This window comes from Kosakonia cowanii JCM 10956 = DSM 18146 (assembly GCF_001975225.1).
In the GTDB taxonomy this organism is placed as follows: domain Bacteria; phylum Pseudomonadota; class Gammaproteobacteria; order Enterobacterales; family Enterobacteriaceae; genus Kosakonia; species Kosakonia cowanii.
On sequence record NZ_CP019445.1, the window covers coordinates 1,778,597 to 1,802,652 of the forward strand.

Below are 24,056 nucleotides of genomic sequence, written 5' to 3' on the forward strand. Positions count from 1 at the left end.
CCAGGCTTCCAATGGGCATCATGTGCAGATGCGTAAACTAACAACACCCATGAATTTATGCGTATCCCGGGCTTAAGATTGCAGGACTGGACAACACACTAGCGAATTATTTTCCCAGCCGCTTCGCCACAAACCTTGAGATCGCCGGGCCGGTAATCAGCACCACAATAAAGCGCCCGGTCTGCATCGCCATCACAAAGGCGATATCAACATGGCTGGATGAGGCGATAATTGCCACCGTATCGGCCCCGCCGGGGCTGGTGGCGAGGTAGGCGGTAAGCGGATCGATGCCGGCAAATTTCACCAGCAGGAAGGCGAAACCGCAGCAGATCGTCACCAGCGTCAATACCGACAGCAGCACGCGGGGCAGGGCGCGGGCGGCGTAGCGCACAATCTCGCGCGTAAAGCGCAGGCCAATACTCCAGCCGATAAGCGCGTAAGAGAGCGCCAGCAGCCACGGCGGCAACTCAAGCGTCATTAGGCCGCTATCCTCGACGATAATCCCCAGCGCGAGCGTAATCAGTAACGGCCCGGAGGGCATTTTCACGCGTCGGGCAATTAGAAAACCAATGGCAATCAGCATTAACGTTGCGATAAATGGCCACGCGCGCAGCGGGGCGAACAGCGTAAAGGTTGCCACCGCATGCTCGGCGCTTTCTGCCCCCATGCCGAGGCGGGTGACCAGCACCGCGACCAGCGCCACCACCATCACCCGCAGATACTGCATAAAGGCCACCAGGCGCACATCGGCGCCAAAACTCTCTGCCATGATTGTCATCGCCGCTGCCGCGCCGGGCGATGAACCCCAGATGGCAGTCGAGCCGGGAAAAACCTGCAATTTCGCCATTATCCAGCCGAGAATGGCGCTGGCGAAAATTACGGAGAAAATACAGACCACAAACAGCGGCCAGTCGGCGGCGATACGACCAAATACCGACGGCGGAATGGCGTGCGCAATCATCGCGCCAACCACCGCCTGCGCGGCGCTAAACCCCTGTTTATTAATGGTGACCGGGCGGCCGTTGATGGCGAGAAAAATGCCCGCGAACATCGGGCCAAGCAGCAGGGCGGCGGGAAGATGGAGCCACTCCATTACCACCACCAACAATAATGAGAGCGTAATAAGCTGCAACCAGTTACGCCATATGGGCGTTAACGTGGTCATTAACGGCAATCCTTTTGTGTCGCCGTAATATGAATAAATAGGCTGGATGACATACGCTTCCCGCAATCAATAAATTGAAGAGCAAATCAGATTATTGGAATGTAAGCGCTCTCTCTGTGGACTGCAAACCTGAGACTCTTTTTAGATAAAAAGGGTGTAAATCAAACATTATTTACACCCTGCATTACTACTGGCGACAAAATAAAGAGATCTTTTATTACTGGAATTCCTGCCCAACGACCTCGTCCCGTGCCGCCATAATGCAATCCAGCACGTGCTTCATCAGCTCCGGCGTCAGGTGCATATTCATAATGTAGATTTTCAGGGCGAACACTTTGGCCTCCGGATCGGCCGCATCGCGGTTGTACTCGGTGACGCAGAAACCGGTGGTAAAGCTCATATAGGGCGTATGCATCCCGTTGATCTGCTTACCTGCGCGGAACCATTCATAGAGTTTATTGCCAATCGCTAGCGTTAACTGATTATGTGCCGACAGCTGCGGTTTATACGCGGGGTCGGTCAGTTCACGTTGATACTGCTGCTGGGCATTCACTCCCTGCGGATAGATGCGCAGCAGGGTGACCATGCCATTATCCTGCGGATTGACGCATACCGTAGATTGCTCTGCTTGCAGCAGATTACGCATCACCAGATGATTTTCCAGGATCGAGCCCAGACATGCCTGGAAGCCCTCATAGCCAAAGTATTTCATCGTCGCCCAGCCCGCGACTGCGCCGGTTGCCGCGCGCGAGACTTCAAGCGTGTAGTGGTAAGGGTTGTAATCCGTGCGGGACTGCAAATAAGCCGAGCCAGGGCGCTGCAACAGCGCTTCAAACTCACCAGCATCGCGATATGCAAAGAAGCTGCTGGTGTAAGGCGAAAAGCCCGCTTTATGGAAATCAATGCCAATAGCGTCCGCGTATTTCATCTTCTCAAGTTCACGAGCGTTGCTCTTCATCATCGGCAGTAGCGCTTCGGTGAACTGCAGCGGGTTAGTGGCAAAGTCATATTTCTGGAAGGCCAGCCATGACCAGCTGGTCACCGCATCGCAGTAGAGCAGCGCCTTGCCATATGGCGCGGCGTTGCGATAGCGATCCAGTAAGCGGCGCACGTCCGCCACCGGATCGAAGGCGTTAGCGTCGGTTGTCCCCATCGTACAGACCACTGACGCAACCGGGATATTTTGCATCCACAGCGCAATCAGCACCGCTTCCAGATCTTTTAGATCCATGGCGTTAGTCTTTGGATCGGTTTTGATGCAGATAATGTTATCCGTTCCTAGACCGGTCCAGTCGGTGCTGTTGAGCATGGTGAAGTGCGCCTGCTGGGAACAGAGGACTTTCGCATTAGTGCGAACGCCTTCGCGTCTGGAGCCAGGCAGCACGCGCGACAGGGCATATTTGAGATGATAGGTCCAGCAGCCGGAGCCGCCGTAGGTATAAAGACCGCCAGCACGTTGCGCATCCCAGCCAATCAGGTTTGCTACCATCCCGGCGCTTTCCAGTTCCGCGCGTTGAACGTTCCAGGAGTACTCCCCCGACACAATATTAGGGGAGAAGACCTGCGCGATCATGCCTGCAATAACTGAAGCCGTATTTCCCTGCGGGATGGTATTGCACATCGCTAAGGGATGGCCCCAGTTCGGCATACCGTGAAAAAGTGCTGCCGTCTCGTTAATAACATCCTCGCACTGGCGTAAATTATCGGCCATTTCGGCAACCCTGACACTTTTATAATCAACGTCAAGCTTACCGCTATTACCTAACCACGCCGGGCCATTATTCTGCGGACGCAATCGGTTTATATGCTCTGAAATACGCGTCATGTTTTCAGTAAGAGCATCATGGTTATCAGAAAAGGCTGAAGGAAACAACGAGCTGGCTACTTCCTGATATTTCTTTGCTCGTCTGTTTGGATCTTTATTAATAGTATTCATCACAATCCTTTGCGCGTGGAGTGGTATTAAATGAGCGCTTTTTGCGGTTCTCTTAAAATAGGGTAGAGCTCAGGGAAACCGTCGACGCAGAGTTTGAAATCTGCGGGTTTGAAGCCAAGACGCCCGGCAAGACGCTGCACACGCGCAGCCGTACATTCGGCATAGCAAGGAACGCCTGCTTGATCCTGTAAATGGATTAACCGGTACATCAACGCGTTGATAACGTCCATGCCGCGATCCTGGCCAGGAATAGCGAGCACGAAAATATAGAAGTGGGGAGTTGTTGGATGATAAGCGCTCAGCTTGTGCATTAAATAGGCCATAGTGGCGTAATCGGCACTATATTCATCTCGTAATTGCTTGAACAGGATCTCATCGGTAATATTTTCTGAGTCATAATGAAAATACATTAGTGCGCCGACATTATTTTCATCAATAATAACGCCGCCTTTGCGTAGCGCGACTTCGGCATAGATCCTGAAAAAGCTGCGCAATGCCTCTCGTCGTCTTTCCGGTGCCGGAAAGGCTGATTCAATAAGCACATCGTCATAAAATGCCTCGGCCAGCAGGTCGCATATCAGCTCGATATCAGAAAAGGTAGCATCCCTTACATTCATTATTTTCCCTCGGTTGGTTGGATTGATATAAATGCTTTATTAATGCGTCTTATTAATTTCAGGAGGTGGTATGGCGCAAAAAGATATCATGATTAATAAATGCGAGGGTGACGAAACATCCGAAAATAAATTATCGGGTGTATTCTGTTAATGGGGTGAATAATTATTGAGGTTTTTTTGTTCACTCACGTGAAAACGATATTTTTTATTTAAGAGAATAAAATTAAGGGAAAGCAATTCAGGAATTTATCTTTTTATTTAACTTTTTCATTTTTCCTCTCTTCATTCTAAAAGGAGATGCATTAAGCTAGCTGAGAGGATTTACCTCTATCTCTTTTAAAAATAACGCGTTCAGGATGAAGCGTTATTATGCTTTTCCCAGCGGATCAGATCGACAATGTCTTTTTCGCCCTCCGTCTCTTTTAAGCGGCGTTGCTGCTCGGTGAAGCGAGAATATTCAGCTAGTGCTTTGTCATCAGCTATTTTTTTAGTGATTTTGCCTGCGTCATGTAAAACCTCCCGATCGTTAAATTGCAAAAATTGATCTAGCTTATCTTGCCAGTCTCTCAGGAATATTTGCTTACGACGACGGGCCTGATCTTCTGCAAAATCTAGCCACATATTTACTATACGGTTGAGCTCTCCAACCTCATGTTGGCTGAGGAAATTTTTGGCGACTGTGACATCACATTTACGCACCTCATCGCCTTTATAGCTGGTTAAACCCATATTAGGTTTATTGGCGTCTGCTCGCTGATAGATAAGCTCAGCCGCGGTATGGCCTGTACAGGCAAAATGGAGCTTGTTCTGGATGGTCTGGAAAAATTGTGTGGTCTCTTTTAGCGTCGGCTGATAATCAGCAGCCAGCGCAAAGATCTCTCGAACCCGCAAATAGACCCGACGCTCGCTGGCGCGAATATCGCGGATGCGTTCAAGCATCTCATCGAAATAGTCAGGCAAAGCGGATGAACCGACAGGCGGATTCTTGAGCCGGATATCATCCATTACAAAACCTTTGACCAGGTACTCTTGCAGGGTTTGCGTTGCCCACTGGCGGAATTGTGTGCCGCGGACAGAGCGGACGCGGTAGCCCACGGCAATAATGATAGGCAAGCTGTAGTGAAGCGTATTACGACTTACTTGCCGTGTTCCTTCTTGTCGAACCTGTAAGTAAGACTTACAGGTTACATTTTGTTCAAGCTCGTTCTCTTCATAAATAGCTTTAATATGTTGAGTAATAGCTTGCGGCGTCACTTGATAAAGTGAAGCAATTGCAGCCTGCGGAAGCCACAGCGTATCGCTTTCAAAGCGGCATTCAATACGCACTTTCCCGTCTCCGCTGGCGAACATAATGAACTCGCCCGCGGGGGATGGGGGTAGGTGTTTATCAGTCATGTCGTCTCCGCGCTACGCATATGAAGTGAGAGTGGTTGATGCAGTATGCCAGAGAGGTACACTGCATTTCATTAGTGCAACCGCTACTTGTTAATACACCTTGAAGGGATATTAAACCGGTCAGGAGTCTTTGCAGGCCGTTTTTATCATGCTCTTAATTTCCTTCAGCTCACTGCTGCTCTTTTTCGCTTCGGCTAATAAAAACTCCTCTCTTTCACTGTATTTCACCAGCACGATACAACCATTCATTGCTTTAACCGTTAAATGCTGTCCTGTATCAAACCCGGCATCGCGAAGCCACGCGCCTGAAAGAGTAATGCTGGGGATGCTTTTATCGCCACCATTTGGGCGGTAACGCACAATTACGCTGCGCTCGGTTCCGGTAGTCGGGATCGCTGGGGTAGAATGCGAATCAGCCATTATCAACTCCTTGATAGTTGTGATGGTTAGCTCTTGTCAGGTATGGCATTACCTGATGAGAGCGTTTAAGAATCAGGTCGTCTTTCCTTGAAGGTACGTACCTGTTGGTTAAGGATTATGCTCCAGGTACGTACATGACAACAGCCAAACGTGATACCAATCAATCAAAATGCGGCAAAGCTCCCACCTTTCAAATGCGTATTACACCGGAACTAAAACAACAATTTGACGCAGCTGCAAAAAATGCGGGGATGAGTTTAGGTAATTGGCTTAAATCTTTAGGAAGAAAAGAACTGGAAAGATTAGCGAACGATGCCTAAGAAAAATAAAACAAGCGTGACGCTGAATTAATTTAATACGCGCTCAGGCTGCAAAAAGCATGGTGTAAATAAGAAGTGATATTTAGCGATGTGCCAACTAGAGGCTTAATTTTGGCGGAAGATCACAGGAGTCGAACCTGCCCGGGACCGCTGGCGGCCCCAACTGGATTTGAAGTCCAGCCACCTCACCGGAGATGACGATCTTCCGCGCCTGCATTGCTACATGGAGGCGGGGCGCATTATACCTACTTTCAGTGATTTACCACATCCCTCACCGTAATTTTTCACATTCTGCTTTCCCTTTCTACGATCGTTTAAGATAAATCTCTATCTTTTCCATTGCTTAGCTTTTTTCATACGTTAAGGAATCGCGATCACAGAAAAGAATAAACGTAATTTAATAACCAGAAATCGCAATTTCCGCCCGTAAAGCGATCGATTAAAACCCTTAACACCGCAATCGGCATGGTTTTGCTGCGTTAAGGAAACAAAAATGGACAGTCAGGCTATTTCTGTAAAAGAAAAGATTGGCTACGGGATGGGCGATGCCGCCAGCCACATCATCTTTGATAACGTCATGCTCTACATGATGTTCTTCTATACCGATATCTTCGGCATTCCCGCCGGGTTTGTCGGCACCATGTTCCTGCTGGCGCGTGCGCTGGACGCTGTTTCCGACCCCTGCATGGGGCTGCTCGCCGACCGTACGCGCAGCCGCTGGGGCAAATTCCGGCCATGGATTATCTTTGGCGCGCTCCCTTTCGGTATCGTCTGCGTGCTCGCTTACAGCACGCCGGATCTCAGCCTTAACGGCAAGATGCTCTATGCCGCCGTCACCTATACGTTACTCACCCTGCTTTATACCGTCGTGAATATTCCTTACTGCGCGCTGGGCGGGGTCATCACCAACGATCCGCAGCAGCGCATCTCTCTGCAATCCTGGCGCTTCGTGCTGGCTACCGCAGGCGGCATGCTCTCCACGGTACTGATGATGCCGCTGGTGACGCTGATTGGCGGAGGGGATAAGGTTGTCGGTTTTCAGGGTGGGATCGCCGTGCTCTCGGTAATCGCATTTATGATGCTGGCATTCTGCTTTTTCACCACCAAAGAGCGCATCCAGGCACCACCAGCGACCACCTCCATGCGCGAAGATCTGCGCGATATCTGGCAAAACGATCAGTGGCGCATTGTGGGTATGCTGACCATCCTGAACATTCTTGCGGTGTGCGTGCGCGGCGGCGCGATGATGTATTACGTCACGTGGATCATGGGCGATGCCGCCATCTTTACTGCTTTCCTCACAACCTACTGCGTCGGCAACCTGATTGGCAGCGCGCTGGCGAAACCGCTCACCGACTGGAAGTGCAAAGTCACCATCTTCTGGTGGACCAACGCCGCGCTCACCCTGCTCAGCATCGCCATGTTCTTTATCCCCATTCAGGCCAGCTTCACCATGTTCGCCTTTATCTTTGTTATCGGCGTGCTGCACCAGCTGGTCACCCCGATCCAGTGGGTGATGATGTCTGATACTGTCGATTACGGCGAATGGTGCAACGGCAAGCGTCTGACCGGCATCAGCTTTGCGGGCACGCTGTTTGTGCTGAAACTCGGCCTCGCCCTTGGCGGCGCACTGATTGGCTGGGCGCTGGCGGGCAGTGGCTATGAAGCCGCCGCACCGCGGCAAAACAGTATGACGCTCACCATCATCGTCTCGCTATTCACACTGGTGCCGGCTGCCTGCTATCTGCTCAGCGCCATTATCGCCAGACGCTACTACACCCTGAAAACCCCCCTGCTGAAGTCGATTGCGGCGCAGCTGGCGCGCGGCGAACGCCGTAGCCAGAAGCGCTTCGGCAATATCTCACCCCGGGAAGAGTTACTGTAAGGAGCAACGTATGAAGATCAGTGATGGCAACTGGCTTATCCAGCCCGGCCTGACATTAATCAATCCGATTCAGGTATTTGATGTTGACCAGCAGGGGAGTGAGATGGTGGTGTATGCCGCCCCGCGCGACGTGCGCGAGCGCACCTGGCAACTGGATACGCCGCTCTTTACGCTGCGCTTCTTCTCGCCGCAGGAGGGCATTATCGGGGTGCGTATCGCGCACTTTGAGGGCGGCATAGAGAAAGGTCCGCATTTTCCGCTCAACATTGCGCAAGATGTGGCTGTCGCGATAGATAACACGCAGACGTATGCCGAGCTACGCAGCGGCGCGCTGGCCGTTCGGGTGACGAAAGGCGAAGCGTGGGCCATTGATTTTCTGCGCAACGGCGAGCGCATCACCGGCAGCCAGCTTAAAAACAGCGGCTACGTGCAGGATGGTAACAGCGGGCGCAAATACGTTTTCGAACGGCTGGATCTGGGCGTCGGTGAAACGGTTTATGGCCTGGGCGAGCGCTTCACTGCGCTGGTGCGGAACGGGCAATCTGTGGAAACCTGGAACCGTGATGGTGGGACCAGCACCGAACAAGCCTATAAAAACATTCCCTTCTATCTCACCAACCGGGGCTACGGCGTGCTGGTCAGTCATCCGCAGGCGGTGGAGTTCGAAATCGGTTCGGAGAAAGTCTCCAAAGTGCAGTTCAGCGTTGAGGGGGAGTCGCTTGAGTACTTCGTCATTGACGGCCCGACACCGCAAGCGGTGCTAAACCGATATACCCGCTTCACCGGCCGCCCTGCGCTACCACCGGCGTGGTCGTTCGGCCTGTGGCTCACCACCTCTTTTACCACCAACTACGACGAAGCGACCGTAAACAGCTTTATCGACGGCATGGCTGAGCGCCAGCTGCCGCTGCATGTTTTTCACTTCGACTGTTTCTGGATGAAGGCCTTCCAATGGTGCGATTTTGAGTGGGACCCGGTGACCTTCCCGGATCCGGCAGGGATGATCAAACGCCTGAAGGAGCGTGGGCTAAAAATCTGCGTCTGGATAAACCCCTACATTGGACAAAAATCCCCGCTGTTCCGCGAACTGAAAGAGAAGGGCTATCTGCTGAAACGCGCGGACGGCTCGATATGGCAGTGGGATAAATGGCAGCCGGGGCTGGCGATTTATGACTTCACCAACCCGCAAGCCTGCCAGTGGTATGCCGATAAGCTCAACACGCTGGTGGCCATGGGCGTCGACTGTTTTAAAACCGATTTCGGCGAGCGCATCCCAACGGATGTGGTATGGCACAACGGTGCCTGCCCGCAAAAAATGCATAACCACTACGCCTATATTTACAACGAGATGGTGTGGAACGTGCTGAAAGATAAGGTGGGTGAGCAAGAGGCGGTGCTGTTTGCCCGCTCGGCCTCCGTCGGCGCGCAACAGTTTCCGGTGCACTGGGGCGGCGACTGTTATGCCACCTATGAATCGATGGCGGAAAGCCTGCGCGGCGGGTTATCCATTGGTCTTTCCGGCTTTGGTTTCTGGAGCCATGATATCGGTGGCTTCGAGAATACCGCGCCTGCGCATGTCTATAAGCGCTGGTGTGCGTTCGGCTTACTCTCCAGCCACAGCCGCCTGCATGGCAGCAAATCCTATCGGGTGCCGTGGGCTTACGATGACGAGTCCTGCGATGTGGTGCGCTTTTTCACGCAGCTGAAATGCCGCCTGATGCCCTATCTCTACCGGCAGGCGGTAGCTGCAAACGAATCGGGTGTACCGATGATGCGCGCAATGATGCTGGCTTTCCCGGACGATCCGGCCTGCGATTACCTTGACCGCCAGTATATGCTCGGCGACGTTCTGCTGGTCGCGCCGGTGTTCAGTGAAGCGGGTGAGGTGCAGTTTTACCTGCCGGAAGGGCGCTGGACGCACCTGTGGCATAACGACCTCCTCGACGGCAGCCGTTGGCACAAACAGCAGCATGGCTTTATGAGCCTGCCGGTCTACGTTCGCGACAATACGCTGCTGGCGCTGGGCGATAACGATCGGCGACCCGATTACGCATGGCATCAGGGCACCGCGTTCCAGCTCTTTCAACTCGACGATGGGCGCGAAGCCGTGTGTGAGGTGCCGGATAGCCGCGGCGAGAGCGTTTTCCGTTTATCAGCCAAACGTGAAGGCGCTGTGATTACCGTGCGGGCTGATGGCGAAGGCAAAAACTGGACGCTATGCCTGCGCAATATTATGCAGATAACCCATCTGCAGGGGGCGACGGCGAACAGGAGTGAAACCGGTTTGGTCATTACCCCGCAGGGCACCGAAGTTTATATCACCCTCTAAGCGCAGATTGCCCGGTGGCGCTACCGCTTACCGGGCCTGCAAAAAGCGAAGGTCAAACGTAGAAACGTAGGCCGGATAAGCGCAGCGCCATCCGGCAATGGTGCAGGAGCTGCCCGGTGATGCTAACGCTTACCGGGCCTACAAAGGGAAAGTCAAACGTAGGCCGGATAAGCGTAGCGCCATCCGGCACGGTTTTACGGCGTCGCCTGCGGCGCGGCGGCTGGCGCAACGGCACCCGCGCTGCTCACCGTGCCGCTGTGCATGCTCTGCTTAATCTGCTGTTTTTGCGCGTTCACCGCCTGTAACTCGCCGTTGACGGAGGGTTTTAACGGTGCCTCGGCGCGCACCTGGCCGCTGGCGGTTAACTGTAAATTACCTTCGCCATCAATCGGCAATGCGGGCCAGCCCCACGCCTGCAATACATTGACCGGCACACCGCGCCCGTTGAGGCTGACATTGACGCTGCGGTCCGGCGTTTGCGCAACCACCGCTCTTGCTTCCAGCAGCCCCTGACCGGTAAAGGCGCTAAGCTCGGTGATATTGACCGTGTTGCTATTGGCATTGAGCGCCAGCGACGGACGGCGGACATCGACGCGGTTAAAGGTGCCTGCGGCAGCGTTCAGCTTCGCATTCCCACTCCAGACACCCCATTTCCGTTCGCGCACCAGCTGCAAATTGTTGCCATACCCATCCAGCGCGGTGAGCTGCCACGGGAACGTCGGATCGATATCAATCACCAGGTTGCGGCTGGCGCTGAATTTTTTCAGCACCAGGCTATTTAGCCATGGGGGCAGATCCTCCATCCACAGCTGTTTCCAGTTCGCCGGCAGCGTGTACTCCAGGCCGGCAAACGCCGCATCGTCCAGCACTAGTGCTTTGCCTGTGCGGTACCAGTTACCGGAGGTGCGCACCATGCCGTTTTCCCAGCGGGAGGTGAACTGCTGCAGCGCGATGCCCTGCGGGGAGAAGCTGGCATTCAGAATCGGGTCGAAAAAGTGCAGCGAACCGTAGATAAACTCGCTGGCATTCATCGACAGTTTGCCCTCTTCGCTCTCCCAGTCGCCCTTCTTGAAAGTCAGGTTGCGCAGGCTAAGATCGAGGTCAGTCACTGCCCACTCTGGCCCCTGCAAGGTGGCGTCGGTCACTTCCACACGGCCGATTTTCAGCGAAGGTAGGGTGGTGAGCGGGGCAAAGAAATCCTGCAGCGACTTATCGCTTTGCAGACGAATATCGTTAAGACGCAGATTATTCACCACCCAACTGCCATCGGCGCTGCGCTTTGCATCACCCGTGAGCGAGCCGCGCGCCATATCGGCACCGATAGTGGTTAAGGTCACCACATCTTTATCAATGCTGCCCTGAATCAGCACGTTACTGGCGGGAACGCCATTTAACGTCAGCGAACCGGCGCTCATCTGCAACTGTGCTTTACTGCCGATCACATTACCTGCGGCTGGCTGCCAGGGTGAGATACCGCCGGTAACGCGCTGCGCGCTTAACTCCCAGCCAGTTGCCGGGCTGTTAAAAGCCATGTTGCGCAGTTGCAGGCGATCGGCCTGGAAAGGTAGCGGCGCGGCGGTGGGGGAGAGGTTAAGCGTACCGTCCTGTAGCAGAATGGTGTCGGCATGCAGCGGGTCAGTGAGTTGCCGGCTGCTGAGGCCGATATCGACCATTTTCGCCACCAGCGTTGCTGGCTGGCCTTTGCGGCCGAAACTGACGCCTTTTAATACCAGATGAGAAGGGGAAGAGAAGCGGTGGTCAACGGAATCGAACGTGAGGTGATAATCGCTGTTGTCGCTGATCCACTGGCTCGCTTGCGTTGCGCCCCAGCGAGTTTGCAGCAGGAAGTAGGCCGCCAGCAGCAGCACAAACAGGATAATAACGACCGCTAACAGCAGCTTCCCAAGAAATTTCATCATCTTCCTCCCTCACGTGACCGTAAGGGAGTTATGCACGAATTGTGCGCGATGCTCAAGGGAGGAATGATGAAAGGAAATTGCGGCGGCAGCAGAGGATGCTCTGTTGCCGCGCGAGGTAATTTACTCTTTTTCCGGTGGGAAAATCAGGTTCAGGACGATAGCGGTGATCCCGCCTGCTGCGATGCCGGAGGAGAGCAGGTTTTTCAGCCAGTCCGGCGCAAATTGCAGGATCTGCGGCTGCTGCGACACGCCTAAACCTACCGCCAGCGACAGCGCGATAATCAGGATCGCGCGGCGGTTGAGCGGTTCGCGGGAGACGATGCGCACGCCGGAGGCGGCAATAGTGCCGAACATCACCAGCGTGGCGCCGCCGAGTACCGGCTCCGGTAACTGCTGCACAAACGCGCTTACCGCCGGGAAGAGGCCGAGCACCATCAGCATCACCGCGATAAAGAAGCCGATATAACGGCTGGCGACGCCGGTCAGCTGGATCACGCCGTTATTCTGACCAAAGCAGGAGTTGGGAAAGGTATTGAACACCGCAGAGACAAAGGAGTTAAGACCATTCGCCAGCACGCCACCCTTCAGCCGCTTCATATAGAGCGGGCCGGTAACAGGCTGTTCAGAGACATCGGAAGTGGCAGTGATATCGCCGATGGTCTCCAGGGAGGTGATCATAAAGACCAGCATCAGCGGCAGCAGCAGGCTCCAGTCAATGCTCAGGCCGTAATAGAGCGGCGTCGGCACCATAAAGGTACTCTCCGGCGCGTTGTACTCCGGCAACATGCCCATAAACATCGCCAGCACATAGCCGACCGCCATCGCGATCACCAGTGAGGCAATGCGCAGATAGGGGTTGCGCTGGCGGTTAAGCAGGATAATCAGCCCGAGCACCACGCCTGCCAGCAGCAGGTTTTTCGGCGCGCCAAAGGTATGGTTGCCCATGGCCGCGAAGCCGCCACCGACGGAGGTCAGCCCAACCTGAATCAGTGACAGGCCGATAATCATCACCACTACGCCGGAAACCAGCGGGGTGATAATGCGGCGCGCCAGCGGCAGAATACGCGAGATAATCATCTCGGTGCAGCTTGCCAGCATCAAGGTGCCAAACAGCGCTGCCATCATCGTCGGCACATCGGCACCGCCGGTTTTCAGCGCCGTGCCGCCCATAATCAGCGGTGCCACGAAGTTAAAGCTGGTGCCCTGGATTGAGAGCAGCCCGGAGCCGACCGGGCCCCAGGCTTTAATTTGAATCAGTGACGCGACGCCGGAAGCGAAGAGCGACATGCTGAGAATATGTTGAGTGTCCTGAGCCGGTAAACCCAGCGCCTGGCAGATCAGCAGCGCGGGCGTGATCACGCCAACGAACATTGCCAGCAGGTGTTGCAGCGCAGCAAACAGCGTTTGCGGCAGCGGGGGACGATCTTCAAGGCGGTAGATCAATTCGCTGGGTTGAGTCTGCGCAACCGGTTGCGCATTTTCCGACTCGATGGTGTTTACGGACATCTCAAGCTATCCCCTGATGGAAAAGCGCTGATTTTATCGGACTGAATGGTAAAAGCAAACGGTTGCTTCGGCTGGAAGCATACTTTTCTAAGGGAGGTTGATCTCACACCATCAGGTTCTAAAAATCAGGCGTTGGAGTAGCGTTCGGTTTCTGGCATCCAGCGGTCAATCAGCGCTTCTGCCAGCTGCGGGTAACGTTCGTGAATATGGCGCGCAACGCGCTGAACTTCGGGGATCATTGCCTGGTCGCGCAGCAGATCGGCAACTTTGAATTCGGCATTGCCCGTCTGGCGGGTGCCCAGCAGTTCGCCCGGGCCGCGGATCTCGAGATCTTTTTGCGCAATCACAAAGCCGTCGTTGCTGTCGCGCAGCACCTGCAGGCGCTTTTGCGCGGTTTTCGACAGCGGGGATTTGTAGAGCAGCACACAGTGTGAGGCCACCGCGCCACGTCCGACGCGCCCGCGTAGCTGGTGGAGTTGCGCAAGACCAAGGCGTTCAGGGTTCTCAATAATCATCAGGCTGGAGTTCGGTACATCCACGCCAACCTCAATGACTGTAGTGGCGACCAGCAGATGAAGCTCGCCCTGTTTAAAGGCCTGCATCACTGCCTGTTTCTCGGTCGGCTTCATGCGGCCATGCACCAGCCCGACGTTCAGCTCCGGCAGAGCCAGCTTTAACTCTTCCCATGTCGCTTCCGCGGCCTGGGCTTCCAGCAGATCCGACTCTTCAATCAGCGTGCAGACCCAGTAGGCCTGGCGACCTTCGCCGGTGCAGGCGCTGCGGACGCGATCGATAATCTCGCTGCGACGCGTATCGGGAATGGCAACCGTGGTCACCGGCGTACGGCCCGGCGGCAGTTCATCAATCACCGAAGTATCGAGATCGGCATAGGCCGTCATCGCCAGCGTTCGCGGGATTGGCGTGGCGGTCATAATTAGCTGATGGGGATGAAAGCCCTGCTGCTGCCCCTTTTCCCATAGCGCCAGCCGCTGGTGGACACCAAAGCGGTGCTGCTCATCAATGATCACCAGTGCCAGGCCGTTAAACTGCACCTGCTCCTGGAAAATAGCGTGGGTGCCGACGATCATCTGCACCTGCCCGCTGGCAATCGCCTCTTGCTGCGCCAGGCGGGCTTTGCCTTTCTGCTTGCCCGCCAGCCAGCCAACTTCGATACCGAGCGGCGCGAACCACGCGCGGAAGTTATTGGCGTGCTGCTCTGCCAGCAATTCGGTGGGCGCCATCATCGCCACCTGCTTGCCATTGGCGATGGCGCGCAGGGCGGCAAGCGCGGCCACCAGCGTTTTACCGGAGCCAACGTCGCCCTGGACCAGACGCATCATCGGCATATCCAGCGCCATGTCGCGTTCAATTTCCGCCACCACCCGCGCCTGTGCGCCGGTTGGTTTAAAGGGCAGGGAGGCGAGCAGTTGCTCTTTTAACGTATCGTTAGCGGCGAGCGACTGCGCATGATAACGCTGCGCACCGGCGCGCAGCGCCAGCATGCTCAGGTTATGAGCCAGTAGCTCTTCGAGAATGAGTCGGCGCTGAGCGGGATGCTGCCCGCTCTCCAGTTCGCTTAATTGTAGCGAAGGCGGCGGGCGATGCAGCGTATGCAGTGCTTCTGGTAGGCTCATCAAACCCTGCGCCAGCTCGGGCGGCAGCAGTTCGCTGATGGCGCAGGTTGCCAGCAGCTCCAGCGCTTGATCGGTTAATTTGCGCAGCGTGGCCTGCTTAACGCCTTCGGTCGTTGGGTAGACCGGCGTCAGCGTCTCCTGAAGCTCCGGAGTGCTGAGGTCGCCCTGCACCTTATACTCCGGGTGGATCATCTCCGCGCCATACTTTCCCCGTTTCGCTTCGCCATAAGCCAGCACGCGGCGGCCAACCGCAAGGCTGTTTTTCATCGCTGCGTTGAAGTTGAAAAAGCGCATGGTCAGCATGCCGGAGCCGTCGCTAATCTGGCAGGTCATCATCCGGCGACCGCCGAAAGTGACGTTACAGTTCAGCACTTCGCCCTCCACCGTGGCGTAAATGCCCGGCAGCAGGTCAGCAATGGGGTAGAGTTGGGTTCGATCTTCGTAACGCAGGGGAAGGTGTAACAGCAGATCCTGAACGGTGTGCAGGCCAATTTTCGCCAGCTTGCTGCTCTGCGCCGCGCCAACGCCGGTCAATGAACTCAGTGGCACCGCATCGAGCAGCTTCCCTTTCATCGGTTACCTCGAAGCCTGCATGGTAGCCCACCACGTCGGGTCGGCTTCAATCTGCCCCTCATTATTCACATGAGGGTAAGGCAGGCCTTTTTGTTTCGCGACGCGGGCGAGCACAGGGTAGCCGCCTTCGAACAGCAGGCGCTGCTGCTCGGCGTCCGGCAACATGCTATTTTCACGCTTATACATACCGGCGTTTTGCCGCTGGCGCTGCGCTTCGTAGAGGATGAGCGCGGAGGCAACGGAGACATTGAGCGACTGCACCATGCCTGTCATCGGAATGATGATATCCCGATCCGCGAGATCCAGCGCTTGCTGGGTGATCCCGGTTTTCTCCTGACCCATCAAAATACAGGTCGGACGGGTATAGTCGATCTCACGGAAGTCGACGGCTTTGTCTGACAGATGGGTAGCCAGGATCTGCATGCCGCGCTGCTTGAGCACGCCGACGGCGTCTTCAATGGTACGGTGAGTTTTAACATCCACCCAGCTGTTGCTGCCCGCGGCGGAAGAGGCCATGGTTCGCATGCGGTTCCCCGGCCAGACAGCGTGCACTTCATGCACGCCGACGGCATCCGCAGTACGGATAATGGCAGAGACGTTATGAGGTTTGTGGACCTGCTCCATGCAGACCGTCAGATCCGGCTGACGCCTGGCGAGCATCTCGCGGATTCGCGCATAACGCTGAGCATTCATACAATCAGTTTCGGTTACGGGTGACTTTAATCACATCCGGCATCACGCGGATTTTACGCATGATATTCGCCAGATGAACGCGATCGCGCGCCGTCAGGCGGATGAACGCGCTATAAACGCGGCCATCTTTCTCTTCCGTATTCAGGCTCTGAATATTGGAAGCGGCGGTGTTAATGGCCGCCGTCAGGTTCGCCAGCGCGCCCTGGTGGTTAAACATATCCACCTTGATCTCGGTGATAAACTCTTGCGCCGTCTCTTTATCCCACTCCACGGCCATAAACTTCTCAGGCTCTTTCTGGTAGCCACGAATATTACGGCAGGATTCATGGTGGATAACCAGCCCTTTACCGGGGCTGACGTGGGCGACAATCGGGTCGCCAGGGATCGGGCGGCAGCATTTGGCGAAGGTGATCAGCACGCCGTCTGCGCCTTTAATCGGCAGGTGCGCGGTGTTTGCGCCAGTCGGTGCTGCGGTGCCTGGCGTTGCTTCCCCATGCTGCAGATTTTTCGCCACCACAACGCTCATCGCGTTGCCAAGGCCGATTTCTGCCAGCAGATCGTCAAGCGACGCCAGCCGCATACGCTCCAGCTCGCGCTGAATATGCTCCTGCGGAATTTCCGCCAGCTTGCGGCTTCCGCCCAGCGCGTGATTCAGCAGACGACGGCCGAGGCTTACGGAGTCGTCGCGCTTGAGGTTCTTCAGCATCTGGCGGATCTTCGCGCGCGCTTTCGAGCTGACGACAAAGTTCAGCCAGGCGGCATTCGGACGGGCGCCCGGCGCGGTGATAATCTCCACCGTCTGGCCGCTGGAGAGCGATTGCGACAGCGGGTAGGGCTGGCGATCGACGCGCGCGCCAACGCAGGCGTGACCGATATCCGTGTGCACCGCATAGGCGAAATCCACTGGCGTGGCGCCAGCAGGCAGTTCGACAATGCGGCCTTCGGGGGTGAAAACATAAATCTCATCGGGAAAGAGATCAGATTTAACGCTTTCGATAAATTCAAACGAGCTACCGGCGCTCTGTTGCAGCTCCAGCAGGCTCTGCATCCAGCGCTGGGCGCGGATTTGCGCGGTGGTGCTGCTTTCGCCGTGCTCTTTATAAGCCCAGTGCGCGGCAACCCCCATCTCCGCCATTTGATCCATATCTTCAGTACGGATCTGCACCTCGACCGGTACGCCGTGCGGGCCAATCATTGAGGTATGGAGGGATTGATAGCCGTTCGCCTTGGGGATGGCGATATAGTCTTTTACGCGACCGGGACGCGGCTTGTAAAGACTATGCATCTGACCGAGTACGCGATAGCAGGTATCGAGATCGTGAACAATGACGCGGAAGGCGTAAATATCCATGATCGAGTGAAAACGCTGCTCTTTCAGCACCATCTTGCAGTAGATGGAGTAAAGGTGCTTTTCCCGCCCGCTGACGCGGCAGGGAATACCCGCTTCCTGTAAACGCCCTTCGATTTCCGAGAGGATTTTTTGAATCATCTCTTTGCGGTTGCCGCGCGCGGCTTTTACCACTTCTTTGATCACGCGATAGCGGTTCGGGTAGAGCGCCTCAAAGCCCAGCTCTTCCAGCTCGGTTTTGATGTGATGGATACCTAAACGGTGCGCCAGCGGACTGTAGATTTCGAGGGTTTCACGGGCGATGCGGCGACGCTTGTCCGGGCGAAGGGAGCCCAGCGTGCGCATGTTGTGGGTGCGGTCGGCAAGCTTGATAAGGATGACGCGGATATCCTGCACCATCGCCATGATCATCTTGCGAAAGTTTTCCGCCTGCGCCTCTTTTTTATCCTGGAATTTGAGCTTATCCAGCTTGGAGACACCCTCCACCAGCTCGGCAACGCTTTTGCCAAAGAGCTGCTCCATATCCTGGTAGGTGGCGGGGGTATCTTCAATCACGTCATGCAGCAGCGCGGCCATCAGCGTTTCGTAGTCGAGTTTCATCTCGGCCAGAATACAGGCCACCGCTACCGGGTGCGTGATATAAGGTTCACCGCTTGAACGTGTCTGACCCTCGTGAGCGTCACGTGCAACGAGATACGCCTGCCTGAGACGTTTGATCTGGTCTTCAGGCAGATAGTTTTGAATCAGCTGATTCAGGCTTTCAAACAGATACAAGGGTGACCTGCAGGTTAATTAACGACGACCTTCAGCAATGGCGGTAACAGCCTGCAGTTCTGCGGCTTCCTGCTCTTGCTGTTCCTGGCGCTCACGTACATCAAGGATCTGGTTGTTAATCAGACCTTCTTCGATTTCGCGCAGCGCGATAACGGTGGTTTTATCGTTTTCTTCCGGTACTAACGGATCTTTACCGCCAACCTGCATCTGACGAGCGCGACGCGCGGCGACCAGCACCAGGTCAAAACGGTTACCAACTTTCTCTACAGCGTCCTGAACAGTTACGCGTGCCATACTTAAAATGCTCCACAGGTGAAGAAATGACTGGGCATGATACTGAAACCAGGCTCAGTCTGCCAATAGTTTGCTGATTAAAGCGTCATGTCGCTGCTTTTGGCGGCTCATGCGCAGACGTTCAGCGCGAATAATGGTTTTCAGATCGCCCAAGGCGGTATCGAAATCATCATTCACAATCAGGTAATCATACTCGGCGTAATGGCTCATTTCGGCAACCGCCTGCGCCATACGTTTCGCGATCACCTCTTCGCTATCCTGGCCGCGGCCACGCAGGCGGCGATCCAGCTCCAGCTTCGACGGCGGCAGAACAAAGATGCTGCGCGCCTGCGGCATGCGGGTGCGAATTTGCTGCGCGCCCTGCCAGTCGATATCAAGAAACACATCGACGCCCGTTGAGAGCACTTGCTCAATCGTCGCGCGCGAGGTGCCGTAATAGTTGCCGAACACTTCGGCATGCTCAAGAAACGCATCCTCACTAATCATCGCTTTGAACTCATCGTGATTAACGAAGAAGTAGTGTTCACCGTGCACTTCACCCGGGCGCGGTGCGCGCGTGGTGTGCGAAACAGAAACTTGCGTGTCGTATAACGGTTGGGTTTTCAGCAAAGCCTGGATGAGGCTTGATTTACCCGCGCCGCTGGGGGCGGAAACAATATAGAGCGTGCCTTGAGCCATGAGAGTCTTTTGTATGTGAATGCGATAGGAACTTACATACGTGCCTATTATACACATCGCCGCTACGTGACGTAGCTTTTGTCACCCGTTTTCCTGTCAATGATTCGATTTTGCGTACTGCTTTCCTGATTTTTATGCACGTTTTCATTGCCATGTAAGTTTCCCGGAAGCCCGCTCGCATCCTGCCTTTTTCCCACTCGAAAGCGCTCAAGCGCAGCGTTATAACCACTCCGCAATCACAAGGGAGAGGCATGATGTGGAGAAGCGTTGGGATAACTATTTTTCTACTGCTATGGAGTGCGTTTAGCCTGGCGGCTTGCCCGGTCTGGTCGCCATCACGGGCGCAGGAGGAGGTAACGCGCCTGAAACAGCAGCTCAGCAGATGGAACGACGATTACTGGTCCAGAGGCGCAAGCGCGGTGAGCGATGATGTTTACGATCGGATGAGCGCGCGCCTGGCGAACTGGCAGCGCTGTTTCAACATGACATCCGCAAACGTTGCGCCTGCTTTGCCGGGCGGCAATGTTGCCCATCCGGTTGCCCATACCGGGGTGCGCAAACTGGCGGATAAATGGGCATTGCAGCAGTGGATGAGGGGAAAGCAGGATCTGTGGGTGCAGCCGAAAGTGGATGGCGTTGCCGTCACGCTGGTCTATCGCAACGGCAGGCTGGCACAGGCTATCAGCCGGGGTAATGGTCTGGCGGGTGAGGAGTGGACAGCAAAGGCGCAGGCCATCCCCGCGATCCCGAAAACCGTCACCGGTGCGCTGGCGAATAGCGTCTTGCAGGGTGAACTCTATTTACGCCGTAAGGGGCATATCCAAAAACAGGCCGGAGGTCTTAATGCCCGAGCAAAAGTCGCCGGCGCGATGATGCGGCACGACAACCCGCAGCTACTTAATGAGCTTGCTTTGTTTGTCTGGGCCTGGCCCGATGGCCCAGCCACTTTAGCGCAGCGGTTGGTGGCACTGAAAAAGGCGGGCTTTGAAGAGGCGCACTACTACAGCGCGCCGGTCAACAGCGTGCAGGAGGTGGAGCGTCTTCGCCAGCACTGGTTCACCTCGCCGCTGCCCTTCGTCACGGATGGTGTGGTGGTGCGCTCCAGTGTAGAGCCTGCGGGCAAAGCGTGGTTACCTGGTCAAAGCGACTGGGTGGTGGCCTGGAAGTATGAACCGGTAGAAGAGGTGGCAGCGGTAGAGGATATTCAGTTTGCCATCGGGCGGACCGGGAAAATTTCCGTTGTCGCGCTGCTGGAGCCGGTAAAACTGGATGATAAGCGCGTGCAGCGCGTGAATATTGGGTCCGTTCAGCGTTGGCAGGCGTTAGATATCGCACCAGGCGACCATATTGCCGTCACCCTTGCCGGGCAGGGGATCCCGCGCGTGGAGCGAGTGGTCTGGCGCAACCTTGTTCGACAGCCACCCACACCGCCACAAGCTCGCTTTACGCCGCTGAGCTGCTTTTATGCCACGCCGGATTGCCAGCAACAGTTTATTGCCCGCCTCTCCTGGCTCAGCTCCGACAAGGCGCTGGAGATAGCCGGCTTGAGCGAGAGCGGCTGGCGAACGCTGCACCAGGCGCACCATTTTGAGCATCTTTTCTCCTGGCTGGCGTTGACCAAAGAGCAGTTGCAGACGACACCCGGAATGTCGCCCGCGCGCGGGCTGCAACTCTGGCACCGTTTTTCCTTAACACGTGAGAGGCTGCTAAACCGCTGGCTTCACGCGCTCGGTACGCCGCTGCCACAATCGGCGATCAATGCGGCGGGCGATGCTTCATGGCGGCAGATGCGCAACCGGGATGAGCTGGCCTGGCAACAACTACCGGCCATCGGCAAAGAGAAAGCGCGGCAGGTTGTGGCTTTTATCCGCGAGCCGGCGATTGAGCAACTCACGGCCTGGCTTGCAAAGCAGGGCGTAAAGGCCTTTCAGTGAGCATTATGCTTATAGTGAAACACTGGCAGACCCAGCTTCCAGCGAATCGCCAGCAGGCGGCTGGTAAAGCCAAATAGCAGGGTGGTAATCACCACGATGTCATGGTTGGTAACGACATGGCTCAGCGCGATATAGAACACGGCGGCAGCAAACGCGATGCCGGCATAGAGCTCTTTCTGGAACACGAGGGGGATGCGCTTACAGAACATATCGCGCAGCACGCCGCCAAAGACGCCGGTGATAACGGCCGCAATCACGGCGATAATCGGGCCTTCGCCCATATCGAGCGCGATTTGCGCCCCGATAATAGAAAATACCACCAGGCCAAGTGCATCCAGCACCAGAAACAGGCGGCGCAGATGGGGCATTACCGGGGCAAAGATTGTGGTCAGCACCGCGGCGACAGCCACGATGATCACATACTCCGGGTGCTTCACCCAGCCGAGCGGATAGTGGCCAAGCAGGATATCGCGCACCGAACCGCCGCCAAGCGCCGTCGCGGTAGCAATAATAATGACGCCAAAGGTGTCCATACGACGTCGCCCGGCGGCCAGCGCGCCGGTCATGGCTTCGGCAGTGATGCCGATCAGATAGAGAATGTGTAACAGCATGCCGCCCCCATAAATTCAGTGCGGGCAGGGTAATGATTAAGCAGGAAGAGGGCTATTGAGATTTTCTAACGAGCGGTGTTTCGGATTAGTTATGTTAATGTGTAATGTGATAGGCTATGTTATATATATCATTGATTTTATTTTTATTTAATCAGGCTTGCCTGTAATGTTCGCCGAAATATTAAAGCAGTTATCAATAAATAATATGTGGGTGACTGGATACAAAAAAAGGCCCTCGCGGACCTTTTAATGAGACGAGAGGCTTATTCGATATTCTGAATCTGCTCGCGCATCTGCTCAATAAGCACTTTCAGCTCAATAGCCGAGTTGGTCACTTCCGCATTGATTGATTTAGAGGCCAGCGTGTTCGATTCGCGGTTGAACTCCTGCATCATAAAGTCGAGGCGGCGACCTACAGCTTCCTTCTTCTTCAGGATGTTGTAGGTCTCTTTCACATGCGCTTCGAGCCTGTCCAGCTCTTCGGCAACGTCGATTCGCTGCGCCATCATCACCAGCTCTTGCTCGAGGCGGTTGTTTTCCAGCTGCACCTGCGCCTCTTCCAGCTTGCTGACCAGGCGCTCACGCTGCCATTGCAGGATGTGCGGCATATGGGCGCGCACGTTGTTGACTTCGGTGCTGACGCCTTGCAGACGCTGCTCGATCAGCGCTTTCAGCGCCTGGCCTTCGGTTTCACGGGCGACGATAAAGTCGTCCAGCGCGCCATCCAGCGTGGCGAGAATTTCAGCGGTAATCGCATCGAGATCCTGCTCCTGAGCCGCCATCACGCCAGGCCAGCGCAGAATATCGACCGGATTAATTTCACCCTCGTCGCTCTGCATTTTTACCCAGTTCGCGGCGGTGACCAGCTGCTTAGCCAGCTTTTCATTCAGAATCAGTTCGCCCTGCGCGCTGGCGTCCGGCTCAAAGCGTAAGGTGCATTCCACTTTACCGCGGGTCAGACGGGTACGCAGACGTTCGCGGACAACGGGTTCAAGGCTGCGGAATTGTTCCGGCAGGCGGAAGTAAGTTTCCAGATAACGCTGGTTAACCGAGCGCAGTTCCCAGGAGGCGGAGCCCCATGCACCCTTGATTTCACGCCGGGCGTAGGCGGTCATACTGCGGATCATAGTCGTTCCCGTTTTGAAGGAGAGATGCGGGGGATTATAGCTTTGGTGGCCTTATCAGGATAGGAATAACCAGGGTTAGCCAGTATAATGCGCAGCCACATTCGTAACAGCCGGAGAAATCATCATGCGTCCAGCAGGCCGAAGCGCCACTCAAGTGCGCCCCGTCACCCTGACCCGTAACTACACAAAACACGCAGAAGGTTCCGTGCTGGTGGAATTTGGCGACACCAAAGTGCTCTGCACCGCCTCCATCGACGAAGGTGTTCCACGCTTCCTCAAAGGCCAGGGCCAGGGCTGGATCACTGCCGAATATGGCATGTTGCCGCGTTCGACCCACACTCGTAACGCTCGTGAAGCGGCGAAGGGCAAGCAGGGCGGACGTACCATGGAGATCCAGCGCCTGATCGCGCGTGCACTGCGCGCGGCGGTCGATCTGAAAGCGCTTGGCGAATTTACTATCACCCTCGATTGCGATGTTTTGCAGGCCGATGGCGGTACCCGTACTGCGTCGATCACCGGTGCGTGCGTGGCACTGGCCGATGCGCTGAACAAGCTCATTGCCGCAGGCAAGCTGAAGACCAACCCGATGAAAGGCATGGTCGCGGCCGTCTCTGTGGGCATCGTCAATGGCGAAGCGGTGTGCGATCTGGAGTATGTTGAAGACTCAGCGGCTGAGACCGACATGAACGTCGTGATGACCGAAGATGGCCGCATGATTGAAGTGCAGGGCACCGCAGAGGGCGAGCCCTTCACCCACGAGGAACTGCTCGCAATGCTGGCGCTAGCCCGAGGGGGCATTGAGTCCATTGTCGCGGCGCAAAAAGCGGCGTTAGAAAATTGATTTTGAGGGCGACGATGAGTCGCCCTTTTTTTTGCGCAACATTCGGGCTGCAACCCT

At 55.5% G+C, this 24,056-nt stretch carries 19 protein-coding genes and 1 tRNA gene; 5 read left to right on the plus strand and 15 right to left on the minus strand.

The annotated features are described in order from the left end of the window. Positions 1–106 precede the first annotated feature (106 nt). The 5 genes from BWI95_RS08255 to BWI95_RS08275 form a co-directional block, all read right to left on the minus strand. Positions 107–1,165, minus strand: a complete 1,059-nt coding sequence (locus BWI95_RS08255; protein WP_076769313.1) for an AbrB family transcriptional regulator — start codon at positions 1,163–1,165, stop codon at positions 107–109. 217 nt (positions 1,166–1,382) lie between these two features. Continuing rightward, positions 1,383–2,876, minus strand: a complete 1,494-nt coding sequence (locus tag BWI95_RS08260) for a pyridoxal-dependent decarboxylase (protein ID WP_232374422.1) — start codon at positions 2,874–2,876, stop codon at positions 1,383–1,385. Positions 2,877–3,127: 251 nt separating this feature from the next. Continuing rightward, complete coding sequence (locus BWI95_RS08265) at positions 3,128–3,718, minus strand: hypothetical protein (protein ID WP_042715029.1); 591 nt, start codon at positions 3,716–3,718, stop codon at positions 3,128–3,130. A gap of 351 nt (positions 3,719–4,069) precedes the next feature. After that, complete coding sequence (locus tag BWI95_RS08270) at positions 4,070–5,113, minus strand: virulence RhuM family protein (protein WP_054802725.1); 1,044 nt, start codon at positions 5,111–5,113, stop codon at positions 4,070–4,072. A 120-nt stretch (positions 5,114–5,233) separates the two neighbouring features. Then, entirely contained in the window at positions 5,234–5,533 is a 300-nt protein-coding gene (locus BWI95_RS08275; protein ID WP_042715025.1) for a SymE family type I addiction module toxin, read from the minus strand. Between the two features lie 134 nt (positions 5,534–5,667). On the opposite strand from BWI95_RS08275, the gene BWI95_RS08280 reads away from it, so the two are divergent. Continuing rightward, positions 5,668–5,853, plus strand: a complete 186-nt coding sequence (locus BWI95_RS08280) for a hypothetical protein (protein WP_076769314.1) — start codon at positions 5,668–5,670, stop codon at positions 5,851–5,853. Between the two features lie 112 nt (positions 5,854–5,965). Here the strand turns inward: BWI95_RS08280 and BWI95_RS08285 are convergent. Beyond that, a tRNA-Sec gene (locus BWI95_RS08285) sits at positions 5,966–6,060 on the minus strand. Positions 6,061–6,346: 286 nt separating this feature from the next. Here BWI95_RS08285 and BWI95_RS08290 point away from each other — a divergent pair. Further along, entirely contained in the window at positions 6,347–7,738 is a 1,392-nt protein-coding gene (locus tag BWI95_RS08290) for a glycoside-pentoside-hexuronide family transporter (RefSeq protein ID WP_054802724.1), read from the plus strand. Between the two features lie 10 nt (positions 7,739–7,748). Beyond that, entirely contained in the window at positions 7,749–10,067 is a 2,319-nt protein-coding gene (gene yicI / locus BWI95_RS08295) for an alpha-xylosidase (protein ID WP_076769315.1), read from the plus strand. A 194-nt stretch (positions 10,068–10,261) separates the two neighbouring features. On the opposite strand, the gene BWI95_RS08300 is transcribed toward yicI, so the two are convergent. From BWI95_RS08300 to gmk, 7 genes are all read right to left on the minus strand, one after another. Continuing rightward, positions 10,262–11,983, minus strand: a complete 1,722-nt coding sequence (locus BWI95_RS08300; RefSeq protein ID WP_054802723.1) for an AsmA family protein — start codon at positions 11,981–11,983, stop codon at positions 10,262–10,264. A 123-nt stretch (positions 11,984–12,106) separates the two neighbouring features. Further along, positions 12,107–13,492, minus strand: coding sequence for a nucleobase:cation symporter-2 family protein (locus tag BWI95_RS08305; protein WP_054802722.1), 1,386 nt, complete (start codon positions 13,490–13,492; stop codon positions 12,107–12,109). A gap of 125 nt (positions 13,493–13,617) precedes the next feature. After that, a complete protein-coding gene (gene recG / locus BWI95_RS08310; protein WP_054802721.1) occupies positions 13,618–15,699 on the minus strand; it encodes an ATP-dependent DNA helicase RecG in 2,082 nt (693 codons plus the stop codon). A 3-nt stretch (positions 15,700–15,702) separates the two neighbouring features. Continuing rightward, positions 15,703–16,392 carry a tRNA (guanosine(18)-2'-O)-methyltransferase TrmH gene (gene trmH / locus BWI95_RS08315; protein WP_054802720.1) on the minus strand — a complete coding sequence of 230 codons (690 nt, stop codon included), beginning with the start codon at positions 16,390–16,392 and terminating at the stop codon, positions 15,703–15,705. Between the two features lie 4 nt (positions 16,393–16,396). Continuing rightward, positions 16,397–18,514 (minus strand): bifunctional GTP diphosphokinase/guanosine-3',5'-bis pyrophosphate 3'-pyrophosphohydrolase, encoded by a 2,118-nt coding sequence (spoT, locus tag BWI95_RS08320; RefSeq protein ID WP_076769316.1) that lies wholly within the window; start codon positions 18,512–18,514, stop codon positions 16,397–16,399. A gap of 18 nt (positions 18,515–18,532) precedes the next feature. Beyond that, a complete protein-coding gene (gene rpoZ / locus BWI95_RS08325) occupies positions 18,533–18,808 on the minus strand; it encodes a DNA-directed RNA polymerase subunit omega (RefSeq protein WP_007369481.1) in 276 nt (91 codons plus the stop codon). A 54-nt stretch (positions 18,809–18,862) separates the two neighbouring features. Further along, entirely contained in the window at positions 18,863–19,486 is a 624-nt protein-coding gene (gmk, locus tag BWI95_RS08330) for a guanylate kinase (protein ID WP_054802719.1), read from the minus strand. Positions 19,487–19,740: 254 nt separating this feature from the next. Here gmk and ligB point away from each other — a divergent pair, with 254 nt between their 5' ends. Further along, positions 19,741–21,420, plus strand: coding sequence for an NAD-dependent DNA ligase LigB (ligB, locus tag BWI95_RS08335; RefSeq protein ID WP_054802745.1), 1,680 nt, complete (start codon positions 19,741–19,743; stop codon positions 21,418–21,420). Here the strand turns inward: ligB and BWI95_RS08340 are convergent. Beyond that, the gene (locus tag BWI95_RS08340; RefSeq protein WP_042715004.1) at positions 21,414–22,031 is read right to left on the minus strand and encodes a trimeric intracellular cation channel family protein; all 618 of its coding nucleotides are present in this window, start codon (positions 22,029–22,031) and stop codon (positions 21,414–21,416) included. The genes ligB and BWI95_RS08340 overlap by 7 nt on opposite strands. A gap of 263 nt (positions 22,032–22,294) precedes the next feature. Further along, entirely contained in the window at positions 22,295–23,158 is an 864-nt protein-coding gene (locus tag BWI95_RS08345) for a YicC/YloC family endoribonuclease (protein ID WP_054802718.1), read from the minus strand. Positions 23,159–23,282: 124 nt separating this feature from the next. Here BWI95_RS08345 and rph point away from each other — a divergent pair, with 124 nt between their 5' ends. After that, positions 23,283–23,999: a ribonuclease PH gene (gene rph / locus BWI95_RS08355; RefSeq protein WP_042715001.1), complete on the plus strand. Its 717-nt coding sequence runs from the start codon at positions 23,283–23,285 to the stop codon at positions 23,997–23,999. Positions 24,000–24,056 lie beyond the last annotated feature (57 nt).

Bases quoted from the DNA above. Each gene is read 5' to 3' on its own strand.
- BWI95_RS08255 (WP_076769313.1), bottom strand. From the start codon at position 1,165: ATGACCACGTTAACGCCCATATGGCGTAACTGGTTGCAGCTTATTACG.
- BWI95_RS08260 (WP_232374422.1), bottom strand. From the start codon at position 2,876: ATGGCCGATAATTTACGCCAGTGCGAGGATGTTATTAACGAGACGGCA.
- BWI95_RS08265 (WP_042715029.1), bottom strand. From the start codon at position 3,718: ATGAATGTAAGGGATGCTACCTTTTCTGATATCGAGCTGATATGCGAC.
- BWI95_RS08270 (WP_054802725.1), bottom strand. From the start codon at position 5,113: ATGACTGATAAACACCTACCCCCATCCCCCGCGGGCGAGTTCATTATG.
- BWI95_RS08275 (WP_042715025.1), bottom strand. From the start codon at position 5,533: ATGGCTGATTCGCATTCTACCCCAGCGATCCCGACTACCGGAACCGAG.
- BWI95_RS08280 (WP_076769314.1), top strand. From the start codon at position 5,668: ATGACAACAGCCAAACGTGATACCAATCAATCAAAATGCGGCAAAGCT.
- BWI95_RS08290 (WP_054802724.1), top strand. From the start codon at position 6,347: ATGGACAGTCAGGCTATTTCTGTAAAAGAAAAGATTGGCTACGGGATG.
- yicI (WP_076769315.1), top strand. From the start codon at position 7,749: ATGAAGATCAGTGATGGCAACTGGCTTATCCAGCCCGGCCTGACATTA.
- BWI95_RS08300 (WP_054802723.1), bottom strand. From the start codon at position 11,983: ATGAAATTTCTTGGGAAGCTGCTGTTAGCGGTCGTTATTATCCTGTTT.
- BWI95_RS08305 (WP_054802722.1), bottom strand. From the start codon at position 13,492: ATGTCCGTAAACACCATCGAGTCGGAAAATGCGCAACCGGTTGCGCAG.
- recG (WP_054802721.1), bottom strand. From the start codon at position 15,699: ATGAAAGGGAAGCTGCTCGATGCGGTGCCACTGAGTTCATTGACCGGC.
- trmH (WP_054802720.1), bottom strand. From the start codon at position 16,392: ATGAATGCTCAGCGTTATGCGCGAATCCGCGAGATGCTCGCCAGGCGT.
- rpoZ (WP_007369481.1), bottom strand. From the start codon at position 18,808: ATGGCACGCGTAACTGTTCAGGACGCTGTAGAGAAAGTTGGTAACCGT.
- gmk (WP_054802719.1), bottom strand. From the start codon at position 19,486: ATGGCTCAAGGCACGCTCTATATTGTTTCCGCCCCCAGCGGCGCGGGT.
- ligB (WP_054802745.1), top strand. From the start codon at position 19,741: ATGTGGAGAAGCGTTGGGATAACTATTTTTCTACTGCTATGGAGTGCG.
- BWI95_RS08340 (WP_042715004.1), bottom strand. From the start codon at position 22,031: ATGCTGTTACACATTCTCTATCTGATCGGCATCACTGCCGAAGCCATG.
- BWI95_RS08345 (WP_054802718.1), bottom strand. From the start codon at position 23,158: ATGATCCGCAGTATGACCGCCTACGCCCGGCGTGAAATCAAGGGTGCA.
- rph (WP_042715001.1), top strand. From the start codon at position 23,283: ATGCGTCCAGCAGGCCGAAGCGCCACTCAAGTGCGCCCCGTCACCCTG.